Origin of the sequence: Aestuariirhabdus sp. LZHN29 (assembly GCF_049985285.1) — a bacterium.
In the GTDB taxonomy this organism is placed as follows: domain Bacteria; phylum Pseudomonadota; class Gammaproteobacteria; order Pseudomonadales; family Aestuariirhabdaceae; genus Aestuariirhabdus.
In genome coordinates this window covers 530701-545857 of sequence record NZ_JBNIEU010000001.1, presented here as the reverse complement: position 1 = coordinate 545857, position 15157 = coordinate 530701, and the positions used below count along the sequence as shown (strand labels likewise).

General features: G+C 56.9%; 13 protein-coding genes. 7 read left to right on the top strand and 6 right to left on the bottom strand.

Translation table 11 applies throughout. The features are described from left to right. Window positions 1–241: 241 nt before the first annotated feature. Window positions 242–883, bottom strand: a complete 642-nt coding sequence (locus ACP3PW_RS02590) for a helix-turn-helix domain-containing protein (RefSeq protein ID WP_426415100.1) — start codon at window positions 881–883, stop codon at window positions 242–244. A 358-nt stretch (window positions 884–1241) separates the two neighbouring features. Between ACP3PW_RS02590 and ACP3PW_RS02585 the strand changes: the two genes are divergently transcribed. The 4 genes from ACP3PW_RS02585 to gcvP all read left to right on the top strand — a co-directional run bounded on the left by ACP3PW_RS02585 (window position 1242) and on the right by gcvP (window position 7522). Then, complete coding sequence (locus tag ACP3PW_RS02585; protein WP_426415099.1) at window positions 1242–2621, top strand: L-serine ammonia-lyase; 1380 nt, start codon at window positions 1242–1244, stop codon at window positions 2619–2621. A 92-nt stretch (window positions 2622–2713) separates the two neighbouring features. Next, the gene (glyA, locus tag ACP3PW_RS02580; RefSeq protein ID WP_426415098.1) at window positions 2714–4018 is read left to right on the top strand and encodes a serine hydroxymethyltransferase; all 1305 of its coding nucleotides are present in this window, start codon (window positions 2714–2716) and stop codon (window positions 4016–4018) included. A 103-nt stretch (window positions 4019–4121) separates the two neighbouring features. Beyond that, window positions 4122–4514: a glycine cleavage system protein GcvH gene (gene gcvH / locus ACP3PW_RS02575; protein WP_426415097.1), complete on the top strand. Its 393-nt coding sequence runs from the start codon at window positions 4122–4124 to the stop codon at window positions 4512–4514. Between the two features lie 104 nt (window positions 4515–4618). Continuing rightward, window positions 4619–7522: an aminomethyl-transferring glycine dehydrogenase gene (gene gcvP, locus ACP3PW_RS02570; RefSeq protein WP_426415096.1), complete on the top strand. Its 2904-nt coding sequence runs from the start codon at window positions 4619–4621 to the stop codon at window positions 7520–7522. 353 nt (window positions 7523–7875) lie between these two features. Here the strand turns inward: gcvP and ACP3PW_RS02565 are convergent, their stop codons facing one another. From ACP3PW_RS02565 to ACP3PW_RS02555, 3 genes are all read right to left on the bottom strand, one after another. Continuing rightward, the gene (locus ACP3PW_RS02565) at window positions 7876–8202 is read right to left on the bottom strand and encodes a hypothetical protein (RefSeq protein WP_426415095.1); all 327 of its coding nucleotides are present in this window, start codon (window positions 8200–8202) and stop codon (window positions 7876–7878) included. Window positions 8203–8328: 126 nt separating this feature from the next. After that, window positions 8329–8982, bottom strand: a complete 654-nt coding sequence (locus ACP3PW_RS02560) for a vWA domain-containing protein (protein WP_426415094.1) — start codon at window positions 8980–8982, stop codon at window positions 8329–8331. Continuing rightward, window positions 8979–10436: a hypothetical protein gene (locus tag ACP3PW_RS02555; protein WP_426415093.1), complete on the bottom strand. Its 1458-nt coding sequence runs from the start codon at window positions 10434–10436 to the stop codon at window positions 8979–8981. The genes ACP3PW_RS02560 and ACP3PW_RS02555 overlap by 4 nt, the downstream gene beginning before the upstream one ends. 149 nt (window positions 10437–10585) lie before the next feature. Between ACP3PW_RS02555 and ACP3PW_RS02550 the strand changes: the two genes are divergently transcribed. Together ACP3PW_RS02550 and ACP3PW_RS02545 are read left to right on the top strand one after the other, a co-directional pair. Continuing rightward, a complete protein-coding gene (locus ACP3PW_RS02550; RefSeq protein WP_426415092.1) occupies window positions 10586–11368 on the top strand; it encodes a response regulator transcription factor in 783 nt (260 codons plus the stop codon). 61 nt (window positions 11369–11429) lie between these two features. Next, the gene (locus ACP3PW_RS02545) at window positions 11430–13079 is read left to right on the top strand and encodes an ATP-binding protein (RefSeq protein ID WP_426415091.1); all 1650 of its coding nucleotides are present in this window, start codon (window positions 11430–11432) and stop codon (window positions 13077–13079) included. Window positions 13080–13121: 42 nt separating this feature from the next. Here ACP3PW_RS02545 and ACP3PW_RS02540 read toward each other — a convergent pair whose 3' ends face one another. Together ACP3PW_RS02540 and ACP3PW_RS02535 are read right to left on the bottom strand one after the other, a co-directional pair. Further along, complete coding sequence (locus tag ACP3PW_RS02540) at window positions 13122–13778, bottom strand: class I SAM-dependent methyltransferase (protein WP_426415090.1); 657 nt, start codon at window positions 13776–13778, stop codon at window positions 13122–13124. A gap of 126 nt (window positions 13779–13904) precedes the next feature. After that, window positions 13905–14327 (bottom strand): PaaI family thioesterase, encoded by a 423-nt coding sequence (locus tag ACP3PW_RS02535; protein ID WP_426415089.1) that lies wholly within the window; start codon window positions 14325–14327, stop codon window positions 13905–13907. 110 nt (window positions 14328–14437) lie between these two features. Here ACP3PW_RS02535 and ACP3PW_RS02530 point away from each other — a divergent pair, with 110 nt between their 5' ends. Beyond that, window positions 14438–15100, top strand: a complete 663-nt coding sequence (locus ACP3PW_RS02530) for a glutathione S-transferase family protein (protein ID WP_426415088.1) — start codon at window positions 14438–14440, stop codon at window positions 15098–15100. Window positions 15101–15157: the final 57 nt, after the last annotated feature.

Genomic DNA, 15157 nt, shown 5'->3' with positions numbered 1-15157 from the left:
AACCCGCCAATCTCTTTGAAATGCAAAAATATCGCGGCGAAGTCGCTCATGCAGGAGGAGCCAATTCCGTGAATCTGGATGCCCGCCTGCGCGAGCATGACGAGGAGGTCGGGTCTGCGCGAGCATGGCAGAGAGGTTGGGTCTGCGCAGATCGGGAATCAGCCGGGGTCGGGTTAAAGCCCGACCGGCAGCTCACCTGCACTCGACCTACAGTGCGTAGTCGCGCCTATAGGTGATGCGCCTAGCTCGCAGTAACCCAGAGCACCTCGGCGTCCTCGTCGCTGATGGAGATCAGCGCGTGGCCCATGCTGGCGTCGTAGTAGCTGCTGTCACCGACACCCAGCTCCACCGGTTCGTAGAACTCGCTGTAAAACCGTACCCGCCCGCTCAGCACCAGCAGAAACTCCTCCCCCTCGTGGCGCACCCAGCTGGGGTAGTCGTCGAAGGTGCGTGAGCGCACGGTGGATTTGTAGGGCAGCATGCGTTTGTTGGTCAGCGCGCTGGCCAGCATTTCGTGCTCGTAGGTGGGGGTCGGGTGCGTGCGGCCCTCGCCGGCGCGGGTTATGTCGCGGCGACCGGCGCTGCGCGACTCGGTGGCGGTGGCGAACAGCTGGGGGATGTCGATATCCAATCCCTTGGCTAGTTTCTGTACCGCCTGGAAGGTGGGGGAGAGCTGTTCGTTTTCGATCTTGGAGAGGGTTGAGCGCGCCAGCCCGGTGCGCTGGCTGGCCTCCTCCAGGGTCAGGTTGTGGCTCAGGCGAATCTCTCGCACCCGCTTACCCAGCTGCAGGTCGGTCACCTGATTCTCGGTGTCGCGAGCGTTTTCGCGCTGAAGTTCGCGCTCCCTGTCCAGCATGGATGAGGGGTTGTCGCTGTCCGGCATGCCCTGTGCTCCCAAGTTTCCTAAAGTAAACAGTGTTAACGGCGGTTCCCTGGCCGGATGATTTTGGCGGCGCGGGCCCAGCGCAAAGGATACACCAATCCATGAAAGGCACCAATCAGGGGGTGTATTTGGCACTCTAGTCCGAGAAATATTCGTTATAAAGAGAGAAGTTTCGTATACGAAATTAAAGTTGACTGAGTTTATTTGTGGGTATAGCCTACGAGCCCTGGATAAGAACACCGCGCTTCAGTTGCTGGCTATCTCTCATCAAGCGACTCTGGCGCATCACAACAATAATGATTGCGAGCTTCTGCTTTATCCCTATGGGGGCTCAATGCCTGGTGCACGGAGCATTGCGATGTCTCTCAGTCTTTTCGATCTGTTCAAGGTGGGCATCGGCCCCTCCAGCTCCCACACCGTAGGTCCTATGTGGGCGGCGCAGCGTTTTCTCACCCTGATAGAGGCGCAAGGGTTGTTGGCGCAAGCTGCAAGGGTGCGTGTGTCCTTATACGGCTCGTTGGCGATGACGGGTAAGGGGCACGCAACGGATACAGCGGTGTTGTTGGGCCTCAGTGGTGAGCGTCCGGACCAGGTCGATCCCGATGGGATTGCCTCTGCCCTGGAGGCGATTCGCAGTCGCAAAATATTGCGCCTCGGCGGACAGCTTGAGATCGCCTTTGACGAAACACGTGACCTCTGTTTCCTGTTCGGTGAGAGTCTTCCCCAGCATCCTAATGGAATGCGTTTCGAGCTGTTCGACCAGGCCGGAATCAGATTGTTTGTCCGTATGTATTTTTCCGTCGGTGGCGGTTTTGTGCTTTGTGAGGATGAGATCGCGCAGCCCGTTTCAACAGCAGGCAACCATCCCATTCCCTACCCCTTTGAAACCGGACTGGAACTTCTTGATCGCTGCGATGAGAGCGGCCTGAGTATTGCCGGTGTGGTACTGGCGAACGAGCGTGCCATGCGCAGTGATAGAGAGGTCGAGAGTAACCTGCGCAAGATTTGGCAGGTGATGGAGGCGAGTATCGAGCGTGGTTGCCGCGAGCAGGGTGTACTGCCCGGAGGGCTCGGCTTGCAGCGACGTGCGTACTTATTGCGTAGGGAGTTGACCAGTCACCCCGAAGCGACCATGCGCGACCCGCTCAATGTGATGGACTGGATAAACCTCTACGCCATGGCGGTTAATGAAGAGAATGCCGCCGGTGGCCGTGTCGTAACCGCGCCCACCAACGGGGCAGCCGGTGTGATACCCGCGGTGCTCGCTTACTACAAACGCTTCGTACCGGGCGCCGATGAGCAGGGAGTGTTTACGTTTCTCGCTACCTCGGCGGCGATCGGCATGCTGTACAAGAAAAACGCCTCCATCTCGGCGGCCGAGGTTGGCTGTCAGGGTGAAGTGGGGGTGGCTTGCTCCATGGCCGCGGCAGGGCTTGCGGCGGTGATGGGCGGCAGTAACGAGCAGATCGAAAACGCCGCCGAGATCGGCATGGAACACAACCTGGGGCTCACCTGCGACCCGATCGGTGGGCTGGTGCAGGTGCCCTGCATCGAGCGCAACACCATGGGTGCGGTGAAGGCCATTAACGCTGCGCGACTTGCGCTACGCGGCGACGGAACTCATCAGGTCCCGCTCGATAGCGTGATTGAAACCATGCGCCAGACCGGGGCCGATATGCAGCAGAAGTATAAGGAGACCGCCGAGGGCGGGCTGGCCGTGAATGTGGTGGCCTGCTGACGGCGTCTGGCAATTAAAGCGAGGCCTACTCATAAGTCGGCTAGCAACTTAAAAACCGGAATAACAACGAGACAAACCGAAGAGGAAGAGCAATGAGCATCAGTGACCTGTACGACAACAATCCCCAACGCGAGAGCTTCTTCGCCGCCGGCCTGTCCGATATTGATCCGGCCATCAAGGCGTCGGTCAATCGCGAATTTGACCGCCAGGAGCGCCAGATCGAGCTGATTGCGTCCGAGAACATCACCTCCAAGGCCGTGATGGAGGCCCAGGGCACCGTGCTGACCAACAAGTACGCCGAAGGCTACGCGGGCCGTCGTTACTATGGCGGTTGTGAATATGTCGACGAGGTGGAGTCACTGGCTATCGAGCGTGCGAAGGCGCTGTTCGGATGCGAGTTTGTTAACGTGCAGCCCCACTCCGGCGCCCAGGCCAATGGAGCGGTGATGCTGGCCCTGTTGCAGCCGGGGGATACCATCCTCGGCATGTCCCTCGATGCCGGTGGTCACCTTACCCACGGTGCACGCCCCGCGTTGTCGGGCAAGTGGTTCAACGCGGTGCAGTATGGGGTCAGCGAGAGTGACTGCCGTATCGATTACGACGCGGTGGAAGCGTTGGCGCTGGAGCACCAGCCGAAAATGATCATTGCCGGTGGCTCAGCCATCCCCCGCGAGTTGGATTTTGCCCGTTTTCGCAAGATCGCCGACAAGGTGGGCGCCTACCTGATGGTTGATATGGCCCACATCGCCGGACTCATCGCCGCGGGCAAGCACCCGAGCCCGATTCCCCACGCCGATGTGGTCACTACCACTACCCACAAGACCCTGCGCGGTCCACGGGGCGGCATGATTCTGTCTAACAATCTGGAGCTGGGCAAGAAGATCAATTCTGCAGTATTTCCGGGTCTGCAGGGCGGACCATTGATGCACGTCATCGCTGCTAAGGCCGTTGCTTTCGGTGAAGCGCTGCGGCCTGAGTTCAGCGATTACATCCAGCAGGTGATGGACAATGCCCGCGCCCTGGCCGAGGTGATGGTTGAGCGCGGTTGCGACATCGTCACGGGGGGCACCGACACCCACCTGATGCTGGTAGACCTGCGCCCCAAAGGGTTGAAGGGCAACGCTGTCGAGGAGGGTCTCGAGCGCGCGGGCATCACCTGCAATAAAAATGGCATCCCCTTTGACCCGGAAAAACCGATGGTTACCTCGGGTATTCGCCTCGGCACGCCTGCCGGCACCAGCCGTGGCTTCGGTGTTGAGGAGTTTCGTCAGGTCGGCCACCTGATCAGCGATGTGCTCGACGGGCTGGCTGCCAATGCCGAGGATAACGCGGCGGTGGAGCAAGCGGTGCTGGCCAAGGTGGAAGCACTCTGCAAGCGTTTTCCATTGTATCGCTGAACTAAATACCGGTATCGACAAATTAAACATCGGTGCCGATCGATAACAATTCTGTCGGGCTTCAGTCCGACAAAAAATTAATCACATATTCAGGAACACAAACATGAGCAATATTCCCGAAAATCTGCGTTTTGCCAAGAGTCACGAATGGGTGCTGGATAATGGTGATGGTACCGTCACCGTCGGTATCTCTGATCATGCCCAGGATTTGTTGGGAGACGTAGTGTTTGTTGAACTGCCTGATCTCGAGCGTGTCGTTGAGGCTGGTGAGGAGTTCTCATTAGTCGAGTCTGTAAAAGCGGCGTCGGATATTTATAGTCCGGTATCTGGCGAAGTGATTGCCGTGAACGACCGTCTCGAAGATGCCCCGGAAACGGTCAACGAGGATCCATTCGGCGAAGGTTGGATCGCCAGGATTCGTCTCGCCGATGACGTGGCGGTTGATGATCTGCTGGACCCTTCGGCGTACGCAAACCTGGTCGCCGAAAGCGAATAGTACCTTCAGGGATAGTGACCACCAACTGCAGTCTCTAGCCGTCTATTGTTGTTTGTTTATCTGTTTAGTTCGGCCGTTAGGCCCACCCGTTTACAGGATCGCTTATGAACGCCCCTACGCTTCCACGCCTTGCTTCGCTGATTAACTCCCAGGAGTTTACCGAGCGTCATCTTGGGCCCGATGCCCATCAAATCCAGCAGATGCTGGCCACGCTCGGCTTCGACTCGGTTGAGGCTCTGATCGACGGCACGGTGCCTGAGTCGATTCGCTTACCTGCGCCACTGGCGATAGAGGCAGGACGCAGCGAACGCGATGTGCTGGCGTACCTGAAGGCGGTGGCTGCGAAAAATCGGGTCAACAAATCCTACATTGGTATGGGTTACTACAACACCCTGGTGCCCAACGTGATTCTGCGCAACGTGCTGGAAAATCCCGCTTGGTATACGGCGTACACCCCGTACCAGCCTGAGATCGCCCAGGGTCGACTGGAAGCGCTGCTTAATTTTCAGCAGATGACCATGGATCTGACCGGCATGGATCTGGCCAATGCGTCATTGCTCGATGAAGCGACCGCTGCCGCCGAGGCGATGACCCTGTGCAAGCGTGCTAATCGCAAGAAAAGCAACCTGTTTCTGGTCGCAGACGACCTTCATCCCCAGACCATCGATGTGGTGCAGACTCGCGCCGAATTCTTCGGTTATGAGGTGATGGTGGGAAAGACTGAGCAGTTGTTGTTAGAGCAGGATGCCTTTGGGGTGCTGCTGCAGTATCCGGCCAGCACCGGTGAGGTGACCAACATTGAGCCGCTGATTGCGTTGGCTCGGGAAAGCAAAACACTGGTCGCCGTGGCTGCGGACCTGCTCAGTCTGGTGCTGCTTAAATCTCCCGGTGAGATGGGAGCCGACGTGGTGTTTGGATCGGCCCAGCGCTTCGGGGTACCGATGGGTTTTGGTGGCCCCCACGCCGCATTCTTTGCTACCCGCGACAGCTACAAGCGCTCCACTCCCGGGCGCATCATCGGTCAGTCGGTAGATGCCAATGGCGCGCCGGCGCTGCGCATGGCGATGCAAACCCGGGAGCAGCACATTCGCCGCGAGAAGGCGACATCCAACATCTGTACTGCGCAGGCGTTGCTGGCCAACATGGCCTCATTCTACGCGGTGTATCACGGCCCGGACGGACTCAAGCGAATCGCCGAGCGGGTGTTGCGCCTGACGACGATTTTCGCCGCCGGTATCAAGTCCAGCGACCAGTACTCTCTGGTTGGAGATAGCTGGTTCGACACGCTATGCGTGCAGGTTGGCGAAGAGCAAGCTGCGATCGTCGCACGGGGTTACGAGCAAGGAATCAACCTTCGCCTTGTGGGCGAGAGCCAGGTAGGGATCAGTATCGACGAAACGACCACGCTGGCGGATATTGAACAGCTCTGGAAGCTGTTGCTCAGTGCCGATCATGGGTTGGATGCAGAAGGTATCGATGCTGCGATTAGCGCGGGGTTGGATGACGGGATTCCTGCAGGGTTGCGTCGCACCGATGGAATTCTGAGCCACCCGGTCTTCAATAGCTATCACTCTGAAACTGAGATGCTGCGTTATCTCAAGCGCCTCGAAAACAGAGACTTTAGCCTCGTTCACGGCATGATCCCGCTGGGATCGTGCACCATGAAGCTAAACGCCAGTGCGCAGATGATACCGCTCAGCTGGCCCGAGTTTGCCAATATCCACCCCTTTGCTCCTCGTGATCAGGTACCCGGTTATTTGCAGATGATCGACGAACTGGAGGCGATGCTGGTAGAGATTACCGGTTACGAAAAAGTGTCGATGCAGCCGAACTCGGGTGCCCAGGGAGAATACGCGGGACTGTTGGCTATTCGCAATTTCCAGCAAAGTATCGGTGAGGGGCATCGCGATATCTGCCTGATCCCAAGCTCCGCCCACGGCACCAATCCCGCATCGGCTGCTATGGCAGCAATGAAGGTGATTGTGGTGGAGTGCGATGAGCAGGGTAATGTCGATGTTGACGACCTGCGCACCAAGGCCGAAACTCATAGTGATGATTTGTCGTGTTTGATGATCACCTACCCGTCCACTCATGGTGTGTTCGAACAGGAGATTATCGCGATCTGTGACATCATCCACGCCAACGGCGGTCAGGTGTATATGGACGGTGCCAATATGAACGCCCAGGTGGGGATCTCCAAGCCCGGATTGATCGGATCCGATGTGTCGCATCTGAACCTGCACAAAACCTTCGCCATCCCCCACGGCGGTGGCGGTCCGGGCATGGGGCCGATTGGTGTCAAGAGCCACCTCGCCCCCTTCCTGCCCAATCACAGGGTGAGTCCCATCGAGGGTCCGAAGGCGGGCATGGGCGCGATCTCCGCCAGCCCCTTCGGCAGTGCGTCGATCCTCACCATCTCCTGGGCCTACTGTGCCCTGTTGGGAGCCGATGGCTTAAAGCTGTCCACCGAGCTAGCGATCCTCAACGCCAACTACCTGACCGAAAAGCTGGCAACTCATTATCCGATTCTGTTCCGGGGCAGAAACAACCGCGTTGCACACGAGTGCATCATCGACATCCGTCCGCTCAAGGAGCGCTCCGGTATTAGCGAAGAGGATATCGCCAAGCGCCTGATGGATTACGGTTTCCATGCACCCACCATGTCGTTTCCGGTGCCGGGCACATTGATGATCGAGCCCACCGAGTCGGAATCCAAGGCCGAACTGGATCGCTTTATCGAGGCGATGGTAGCGATTCGCAAAGAGATTGCACGGGTAGAAAGTGGCGAGTGGACTCTTGAGGACAATCCGTTGGTGCGGGCACCCCACACCCAGGCGGACCTGGTTAGCGAATGGGGACGAGCCTACTCACGGGAGTTGGCAGTTTTCCCGGTGACGGGGTTACGCGATGGCAAATTCTGGCCCGCCAGTAACCGTATCGACAATGTCTACGGGGACCGCCACTTTATCTGTAGTTGCCCGTCGATAAACAGCTATCGCGACGAGTAACGCGAATGCGAGGAGGCGGCACTAGGCGCCTTCTCGCGCCGTGCAGAGAGGCAGAAATCTATAAATAGTTAATGAGTAAATTTCATAAACTGTAATCTGGTGCTGTTTGCACTCATTCGCTATGGGCTGCATGCGATAGGTACCGGGGCGAGTTAGCTTCCGGTTTCCATCGAGATCATGATAAAAAACAGGTTGATACGGCGGAAGTGATCACGAAGTTTTGTGGTGTCGTAAACGGCGTGGCCAAGGGATGCTGACGCTGGCGCTTAAAAAGTGACCAGTAGTTACTGTAAACGGGGGGTGCAACAACCGCTGGGGTAGGAGTGCTTTTACGGTGTGGGTACGGGACCGTTTTATTCCACAAAGTAGTGTTTGATCCACTGGTAGAACTGCTCGGCGGTGAGCGCCGACAGCGGTAAGTGGCGGTACTCATTACCCGGGTCCTGGTCGCGACGGCAAAACTGATAGGAGACCTCGTTGGGTTTGTCATCGTGCAGAATAACTAGAATGCGCTTGTCACTTTTGAAGCAATCAATGGTCATGGCATCGGCAGGGAAACCGGCTTCGCGCAGGCTGCGCAGAACCCCGATCACCGGGTCGATCTGTTTGAACTCCTGTTGAATTTGCGCCTGCGCTACGGCTGCGATATCCCCCAGTTCCAAAATCTTGTCATTGCTCATAAGGTGCCTGCGTTTGTGCGTAAGGATCGATAGGGTGGAGAAGATCTGGATATTAAAGGAACGGGTGTGGAATGTCTCTAACCCAAAAAAACGCAGCCACGACGGGCTGCGTTTTTTTGGGGGCTCTCATCGTTCCGCTATCAGCCGATCCAGTCGCTCCAGGTCGTTCATCACTTGCCAGTAACCGCCCCCTTCGACCACTCTCCGCTCCCAGTTCTGCAGGCGATGAACGTAATCCCGGGGATCGACGTTATCGGTGCGTAGTTTGGTGACGTTGAGGGCCACCACCCGGATGCCGGTCAGCTCTATGGGGAAGTCGCGCACATGGCCCTTGGCGAGATCCTCTTCAAGGTCGGAAAAGATCAGTACATAGCGCTCCCCGGCGTGGGTTTCATTGAGAAACTCGGTGGCCTGCATTAAGCCTCCGGTGATGTCGGTATGGCGGCTGCCTTTGGTGACACCATTAACGTAGCTATCGAGCTGTTGTTTGAACATCCGTTTCTGCTGGTTCGCGGTGCTGGGGCGCTCATCCAGGGTCGTTTTGGCGATGATATCTTTTTCGCTAAAGCTGCCGCTATCGATGCGCGCCACGGCGATGGAATCGCCGCTGTCTAACGTGGCGAGGAGATAGTTCATGATGCTCTGGGCTTTTTCCAGCTCCTCGGTGTAGGTGCCAGAGGTATCCATCAACAGGTAGACGGCCCGGTTTTGGGGGGCGGGTTCTCCGCAACCGCTTAACAGCGCCATAACAAGACTAATGCTCATAAGTTGGATTTTCATGATTCTGCTCCCTTGTGGTCGGTGGCGGTAAGTGCCATAGGGGGGTGGGATGTGTCGTCAGCGGATTTGGTGGTCTGGCGAAGGATGACGCGCTCGATACTGAGGGGCACCATAATCACCAGGTCGTAAAGGTGGATCAGTACCTTGCACAGGTAGCTGGCGCCGTTACCCAGCAAGCGTGCAATAACCGCAAGGGTGCGTAGAAAACCTTGTCCCACCAGACCCAGCACGGTGCGCAGTGAGTGGATGAACGACTCCAGCGGAATGGCGACGAAGGCCAGCGCGAAGGGCAGGATAAAACCCATCACCATCTGCCCTATGGAGGGAATCCAGCGGAAGTTGGCCTCTACCACGCCCGCTCCTGCGAGGGATTGCTTGAGGGTTTCCCGGTCGAGGGCCAGCAGATCGCGCATATAGGCCAGTGATGCTTCTACCGAGGCGAGAATAGTGAGGATCACCAGGGTGATGATGATCATGCGGCGTCGGAGGGTATCATCCAGCGAGCCGATGATCGGGAACAGGTGGGTGATACGCAGGGATTCGAGCAGGAACAGCCCCATGGCGATCTCCACCATGATGATCACTAATGCGGCGATATCGGAGGTTTTCATCGAGCCTATATAGCTGGTTCCCCCCACCATTTCGGACATCGGCATCGCGATCAACTGGAAGTTGATCAGGCCGCCCATAACGGCGATCACCAGCACCAGCGCAGAGATAAAGAGCTGGGTCAGGGAGGAGGTGGTCAAGCGTTGTACCGCGACCTCATCCCCGCCGCGGATGCTTTCGTATTGCTGCATCTGCTGGTCGATCACCTCGGCGCGCTCTTCAAGTCCATCGATGTTGCGTTTTACGCTATCGAGATCGGTGATCGCGCGGCGCCACAAGGGTTGCATCTTGCTAAGCACTTTGTGGGACTGTTGGCTGTTATTTTTGTAGGCGTCCATGGTCTCGCGGTGGGCGTCGCTAACGGTGTCGTGGATCTTGTCGAGGATTTTTGCGACAGCCGGGTCTCCATTACGGGGTATCGCCGCCACGGTCGCGACAACTTCCAGCCAGGCGGGAGGCGAGGGTGGTGCTTCAATGGTGCTGTTGTAGTCTTGCTCAATTTTGCTGACTGTATCGCTGATTTGACGATGCAGGGTGGGATAATGACTCAGGTCGCGGGCCACAATTCCGTTAACGCGAACGAACTCGCGCTCAATGGATCGACGGCAGTGCGCCTCCCCATCGGCGAGGATTATTGCGCGGTTGCGCGCGGCAAGGTTGGATTGCCACAGGTTCAGAGCTCGGGCGCACAGGCGCATGGTACGGTGAATGCTGCGACCGCTGGTGTGAAGTAGCTGATGGGACTGATGGCGGCCCAGGTACATTACCAGAATCACTATGGCCATCCACAGCGCCAGCGAAAGCGCGGGCTGTTGGGGCCAGATCATGAGGGCGTCGGTTAACATGGTGTCTCTCCACAATGGTTGATGCTTTAGGCTCGCGGTAGGGTGGGTTGTTGTCGTAGCGAGCCGCCTGATGTCAGGTATACGAGGCGCCGGTGAAAAATCGGTGAGAAAAACGAAAATAAAAACCGAATAGCGAGCGAGTTCACACTATGGCAACGATTTTCTGGGTCGAAGACCAGAGCCACTGGATCGACAAGTTCACCCCCCTATTGCAGGCAACCGATTTTGACGGCGCCGAGAACCGGCTGCTGGTGTTTCGCTTTGCCGATGCCGCCAAGCAGCGAATAGCCGAGCTCGCGGTCGACCAAAAGCCCGATATTGCTATTCTGGATGCGCGCATGAAGGGCAATGACCAGGCGGGCTTCTCGGTGTCCAAAGCGCTGCACCGTAAGTGGCCTGAACTACCGATCATCTACCTGTCCGAACACAGCGGAACCGGTATTGAGGGGGAAGCTTTTGAACTGGCTAATACCCAGGATTTTATTGCCAAGCATCAGCGTAATGTTGAAGCGGTACTGTGCTGGCGCATTAAGGCGATCTTGCGCCAACAGTCCATGGCGGGACAGCGTCCAGCGGACACGATCATTAGCGGTGAGCTGACTATCGACTTAATCACCTGGGAGGTCTACTGGCACGGCTCCAAGCTGATGAACCCTGCCAATCCCAAGCGACCCCTGCCGCCGATGCCGAGGAAAATTCTGCGTCACCTGGTGAGTGCCGCTCCGCGAGGCATCAGTACCGAACAGATGGCGCAATTTCTGGATGCCGATCCGGAGCGTTTCTCCTATGCTAATTACCGGCAGCACATTAAGACCCTGCGCCATGCGTTTGATAGGGCCGAAGAGGTACCGGGACGATTTATAGAACGCTGTAAACAGGGGCGTGGCATTGTGACTTTTGGCGATCTCGGAGCCTACAGTTGGATACCCTGATAGTGTCGATCATGCCGCGACACATCCACTCATTTGCGCCCAGTCTTGAGGAGTTTTACCCGTGAAACCCCAGCGCCTCTCTTTTCCCTGGATCAGTGCCCTGCTGCTGGTCGCCCTGTCACTGTATCTCTACCTGCATGGAAATCGGGATATTGCACGCTTTTACCAGTTGCCGGATCTTATTTTTGCATGGCACTTTCAGATCGGGGCAATGGCCCTGGCCTTCTGCGCTCTCTGGCTGGATGTGCGTCGATTCTATCGTCGCCAGCAGTGGTTCCTGCGCGAGGCGAGGGTGATGCGCGAACAGGTTGAGGCGCTAAAAAGTAGCAAGAAACAGTTGCAGAACAAGGCGCATAGTTATTCAACCCAGACCGATAAGCTAAAACTATTTATCAGTGATCGGTTGCTGGAGTACATTGAGTACGATGAAAAATTTTTGCATTTCAAGGGGATTGCTGCGGAGGTCAGGCACAACGGCATTATTTGCTACGACAAGCTCCTTACCGCGCTGACCGAAGCCCGAGAAGAGGCACCCGAAAACCCTCTTTACGAGGAGGCCCTTACCAGCCTTAATTACCTATGGGATCTACTCGACCTATCCACGGCAGATAACATCGCCCTGCATATTAATAATCAACTCTGTGATTGCGAGGAGTACTTTTACCAATCGCAGTTGCAACGAGAGCAGGGCAGGAGTGCTAACGACGAGCCGCTCCCTACGGCAGAGGTGATGCCCTATACGCCGACGTTCATGGCTCATGAGGCGGTATTGCGAGCGCTTCGCCCACTGATGACAGATTTCGAGTTACACTCATTTGTTGAGCAGGAAGACCGTTTTTGCCATGGGCAAGATAACACCTCATTTCGTTACGATTTGGCCACGGGGTGTGAGCTGCTGGGTAACGAGAACCACCTGGTGCTGGTAACCGAAAATCTGGTGAAAAACGCTCATTTCTATAGTGCCAAGGCTACCGCGAGTTGTGCGCAAGCCAGGCGTTATCAGCGGGTTTCCCTGGTGCTGGCGAGTAACGGGCAGCGCGCGGAGTTGTCGGTTTACAATCCCGGGCCGCCTATTCCCGCGGAGATCGCTGAGCAGATCTATCAGCTTGGCTATACCACCCGCAAGGCGAAGGAGCAACACGGCCGCGGGCTGGGTCTGTATTTCGTCAAGGAGATTGTCAGTGGGTACGAAGGCAAGATAGAACACTGCAATATCGACAACCAGCCGGACAGTTATTCGATTCGTATCGAATTCGATGGGAGCGGCTTTAGCGGTTCCGAAGTGGTCACCGAAATAGTAGACGTGAGGCTGGGAGAGGATGGGCATCTGGGCTGCCAGCTTCAGTCTGGCAGCGGGCAGGATGAGCCGGCCCAGCGAGTCGTGGAGTGGAAACGAAGCCGGGCCATTACGAGCGTAGAGATAACGGCACGCTCAAATGGACTGACTCACGCCTTTGGTGAACTCCCGGTTAACGAAACGGTCCGCCTGCTGGACCCGGATCATCAGCAGATTCCTCGCTGGGCGATAGAGGTTCAGGCGCGAAAAAGATCAAGTAAAATCAGCTTTATTCCCCTCGATATAACCGGAGTGCGCTTTAGCGTATCCCTGCCGCTGGCGGAAAGTCAGTTTGATTACGACGAAGAGGCAGTGAACGTCAGCGATACCTATATCAGCAGTATTGAAGAGAAGTACCGCTCGATAGAAAAATAGGTAACAGGCCCTGGAAAAACGTAGCGGGGCGGCCTGTTTTTTTTACCGGCTACGGCGGTATTGGGAGATCGTGCCCGAAAACTCGTCGTTTAAATTGTGGGAATCCTGAACCGGGTTTCGCTCGCAGGAGAATCCACTCAGCGCCATCTGCTTTTTGAATTTATTGTGATTACCCCTGCCGGGATCGACCAGTATCACGGCACACTCCTGGTTGGCATGTAGCTCGATAAAGTTTGCCAGTAGCTTGGCGTGGCCGTCCTCATAAAGCAGGTCGCTGCCGATAATGAGGTCGAATTTGCCCAGGGTTGTGCGGGTATCTTTCCAGTCCATGCGCACAAAGGGAATGCGCTGGTCTCGGTTCAGGTCGGTATTTCGATTGAGGAAAGCTTCTGCTTCGGGATGGTAGTCGGTTGCCGTAATGTCGGCGCGCAAGTGATTCAGCAGTATGCTCGAAAGGCCAATTCCACAGCCTACTTCCAGGATCCGCTTGTTACGGGTGTCGTAGTCGAGTATGAAGTGAGACATCACCCGGCCAGCGGGCCAGACAACCCCGAACAGGGACCACTGGGCGGAGGAGATCCCCAGGCGCTCGGCAACCCCATCCGGGTCGGAATATTCCTGATTATCCCTAAGGGTGCGAAGGTGGATATCGATCTTACCAAACTCGACGGTTTGGTAGCTTACTCGGGGGTTGGGCATGAGGTACCTGCGGCGTTCAAAAGAAGCAGCAGCCATCTTGCGGTCGCAAGGCAAATGCCATGAGCGGCCATGGTAAACCTTTGAGGGTGATGCTGGCTACGTTTTAATCAATTGCCGCCGCAGCGATCAGGGGGTTGGAGCGGTGGGGGCGGGTGGAATCCCATAGGTTCCAACCACGTGGGCCACCGCGTCGGGTTCCCCTTCGCTAAACACCGATACCTCGCCAACGGCCAGGCTTCGGCCTACTTTCATCAGCCGGCATTCGGCGATCAAATCCCTGTCAGCGCGGGGTTTGCGCATAAAATTGATGCTGAGGTTGGTGGTCACCGCCAGCGGTACGATGCCGATCTCAGCGAGGATCGCCACGTAGAGTGCGACATCCGCCAGTGCCATCAGGGTTGGGCCGGAGACGGTGCCACCGGGGCGCAGTTCCGCCTCGGTGACCCGATGCTTCAGGGTTGCGCATTTCGGTCCTATGGCTACCAGCGTGCTTTTGCACTGGGGGAATTCGGCTTCCATAAACTCGATCAGTTGCTGCTTGCTGGGCATGATCTCTCTCGGTCAGTGACGGGAGGTCTATGTGTATCACAAATGGGTGATGCACCGAAATTTGGATATACTGAATGTCGTTTGCAACCAAGAACCGAGCGAGGCTTTTCATGACCGACCTGACCCTGGTGATCGGCAACAAAAATTACTCCTCCTGGTCGTTGCGCCCCTGGCTGCTGCTGCGCCAGTATGGAATCCCCTTTAACGAGGTTCGTATCCCCCTGTTCACTTCGGAGTTTTCGGCCGAGATCCGACAGTGGTCAGCGGCGGGGAAGGTGCCCGTGTTGGCGATAGGGGAGTTGCGGATTTGGGACTCGCTGGCGATCTGCGAGTACATCAATGAGCATTACCTTGCCGGCGCTGGCTGGCCGCAGGATTCGGCGGTACGGGCATTGGCGCGTTCGGTCAGCGCCGAGATGCACTCGGGCTTTATGAGTCTACGTAACGCCGTCCCCATGAACTGCCGTCGCCAGGTGAAGGGTTTTGTGGTCGAGCCCTCTGTGCAGCAAGATATCGATCGCATTACCGAGATTTGGAACCAGTGCCGCGAGCGGTTCGCCGACGGTGGCCCCTGGTTGTTCGGGGAGTTCTCTATCGCCGATGCCATGTTTGCGCCGGTTGCGGTGCGCTGTGAGGGCTATGGCATAACGCTCACTGAGGCAGCGCAAACCTACCAGCAGCAGCTGTACAGTCATCCTGGGCTGCAGGACTGGGTGGCGGCAGCGAAGCAGGAAAATGAAGTGATCGACGAGGAGGAGGTGCCCGACAGCTAGTGTCGGAACCCTGCTCGAATGACGCTCCCCTGGCGCTCCCCTGGCGCTCCCGTGTCG

Excerpts from the sequence above, each read along its gene's own strand:
- ACP3PW_RS02590 (WP_426415100.1), bottom strand. The coding sequence starts at position 883 with ATGCCGGACAGCGACAACCCCTCATCCATGCTGGACAGGGAGCGCGAA.
- ACP3PW_RS02585 (WP_426415099.1), top strand. The coding sequence starts at position 1,242 with ATGTCTCTCAGTCTTTTCGATCTGTTCAAGGTGGGCATCGGCCCCTCC.
- glyA (WP_426415098.1), top strand. The coding sequence starts at position 2,714 with ATGAGCATCAGTGACCTGTACGACAACAATCCCCAACGCGAGAGCTTC.
- gcvH (WP_426415097.1), top strand. The coding sequence starts at position 4,122 with ATGAGCAATATTCCCGAAAATCTGCGTTTTGCCAAGAGTCACGAATGG.
- gcvP (WP_426415096.1), top strand. The coding sequence starts at position 4,619 with ATGAACGCCCCTACGCTTCCACGCCTTGCTTCGCTGATTAACTCCCAG.
- ACP3PW_RS02565 (WP_426415095.1), bottom strand. The coding sequence starts at position 8,202 with ATGAGCAATGACAAGATTTTGGAACTGGGGGATATCGCAGCCGTAGCG.
- ACP3PW_RS02560 (WP_426415094.1), bottom strand. The coding sequence starts at position 8,982 with ATGAAAATCCAACTTATGAGCATTAGTCTTGTTATGGCGCTGTTAAGC.
- ACP3PW_RS02555 (WP_426415093.1), bottom strand. The coding sequence starts at position 10,436 with ATGTTAACCGACGCCCTCATGATCTGGCCCCAACAGCCCGCGCTTTCG.
- ACP3PW_RS02550 (WP_426415092.1), top strand. The coding sequence starts at position 10,586 with ATGGCAACGATTTTCTGGGTCGAAGACCAGAGCCACTGGATCGACAAG.
- ACP3PW_RS02540 (WP_426415090.1), bottom strand. The coding sequence starts at position 13,778 with ATGCCCAACCCCCGAGTAAGCTACCAAACCGTCGAGTTTGGTAAGATC.
- ACP3PW_RS02535 (WP_426415089.1), bottom strand. The coding sequence starts at position 14,327 with ATGCCCAGCAAGCAGCAACTGATCGAGTTTATGGAAGCCGAATTCCCC.
- ACP3PW_RS02530 (WP_426415088.1), top strand. The coding sequence starts at position 14,438 with ATGACCGACCTGACCCTGGTGATCGGCAACAAAAATTACTCCTCCTGG.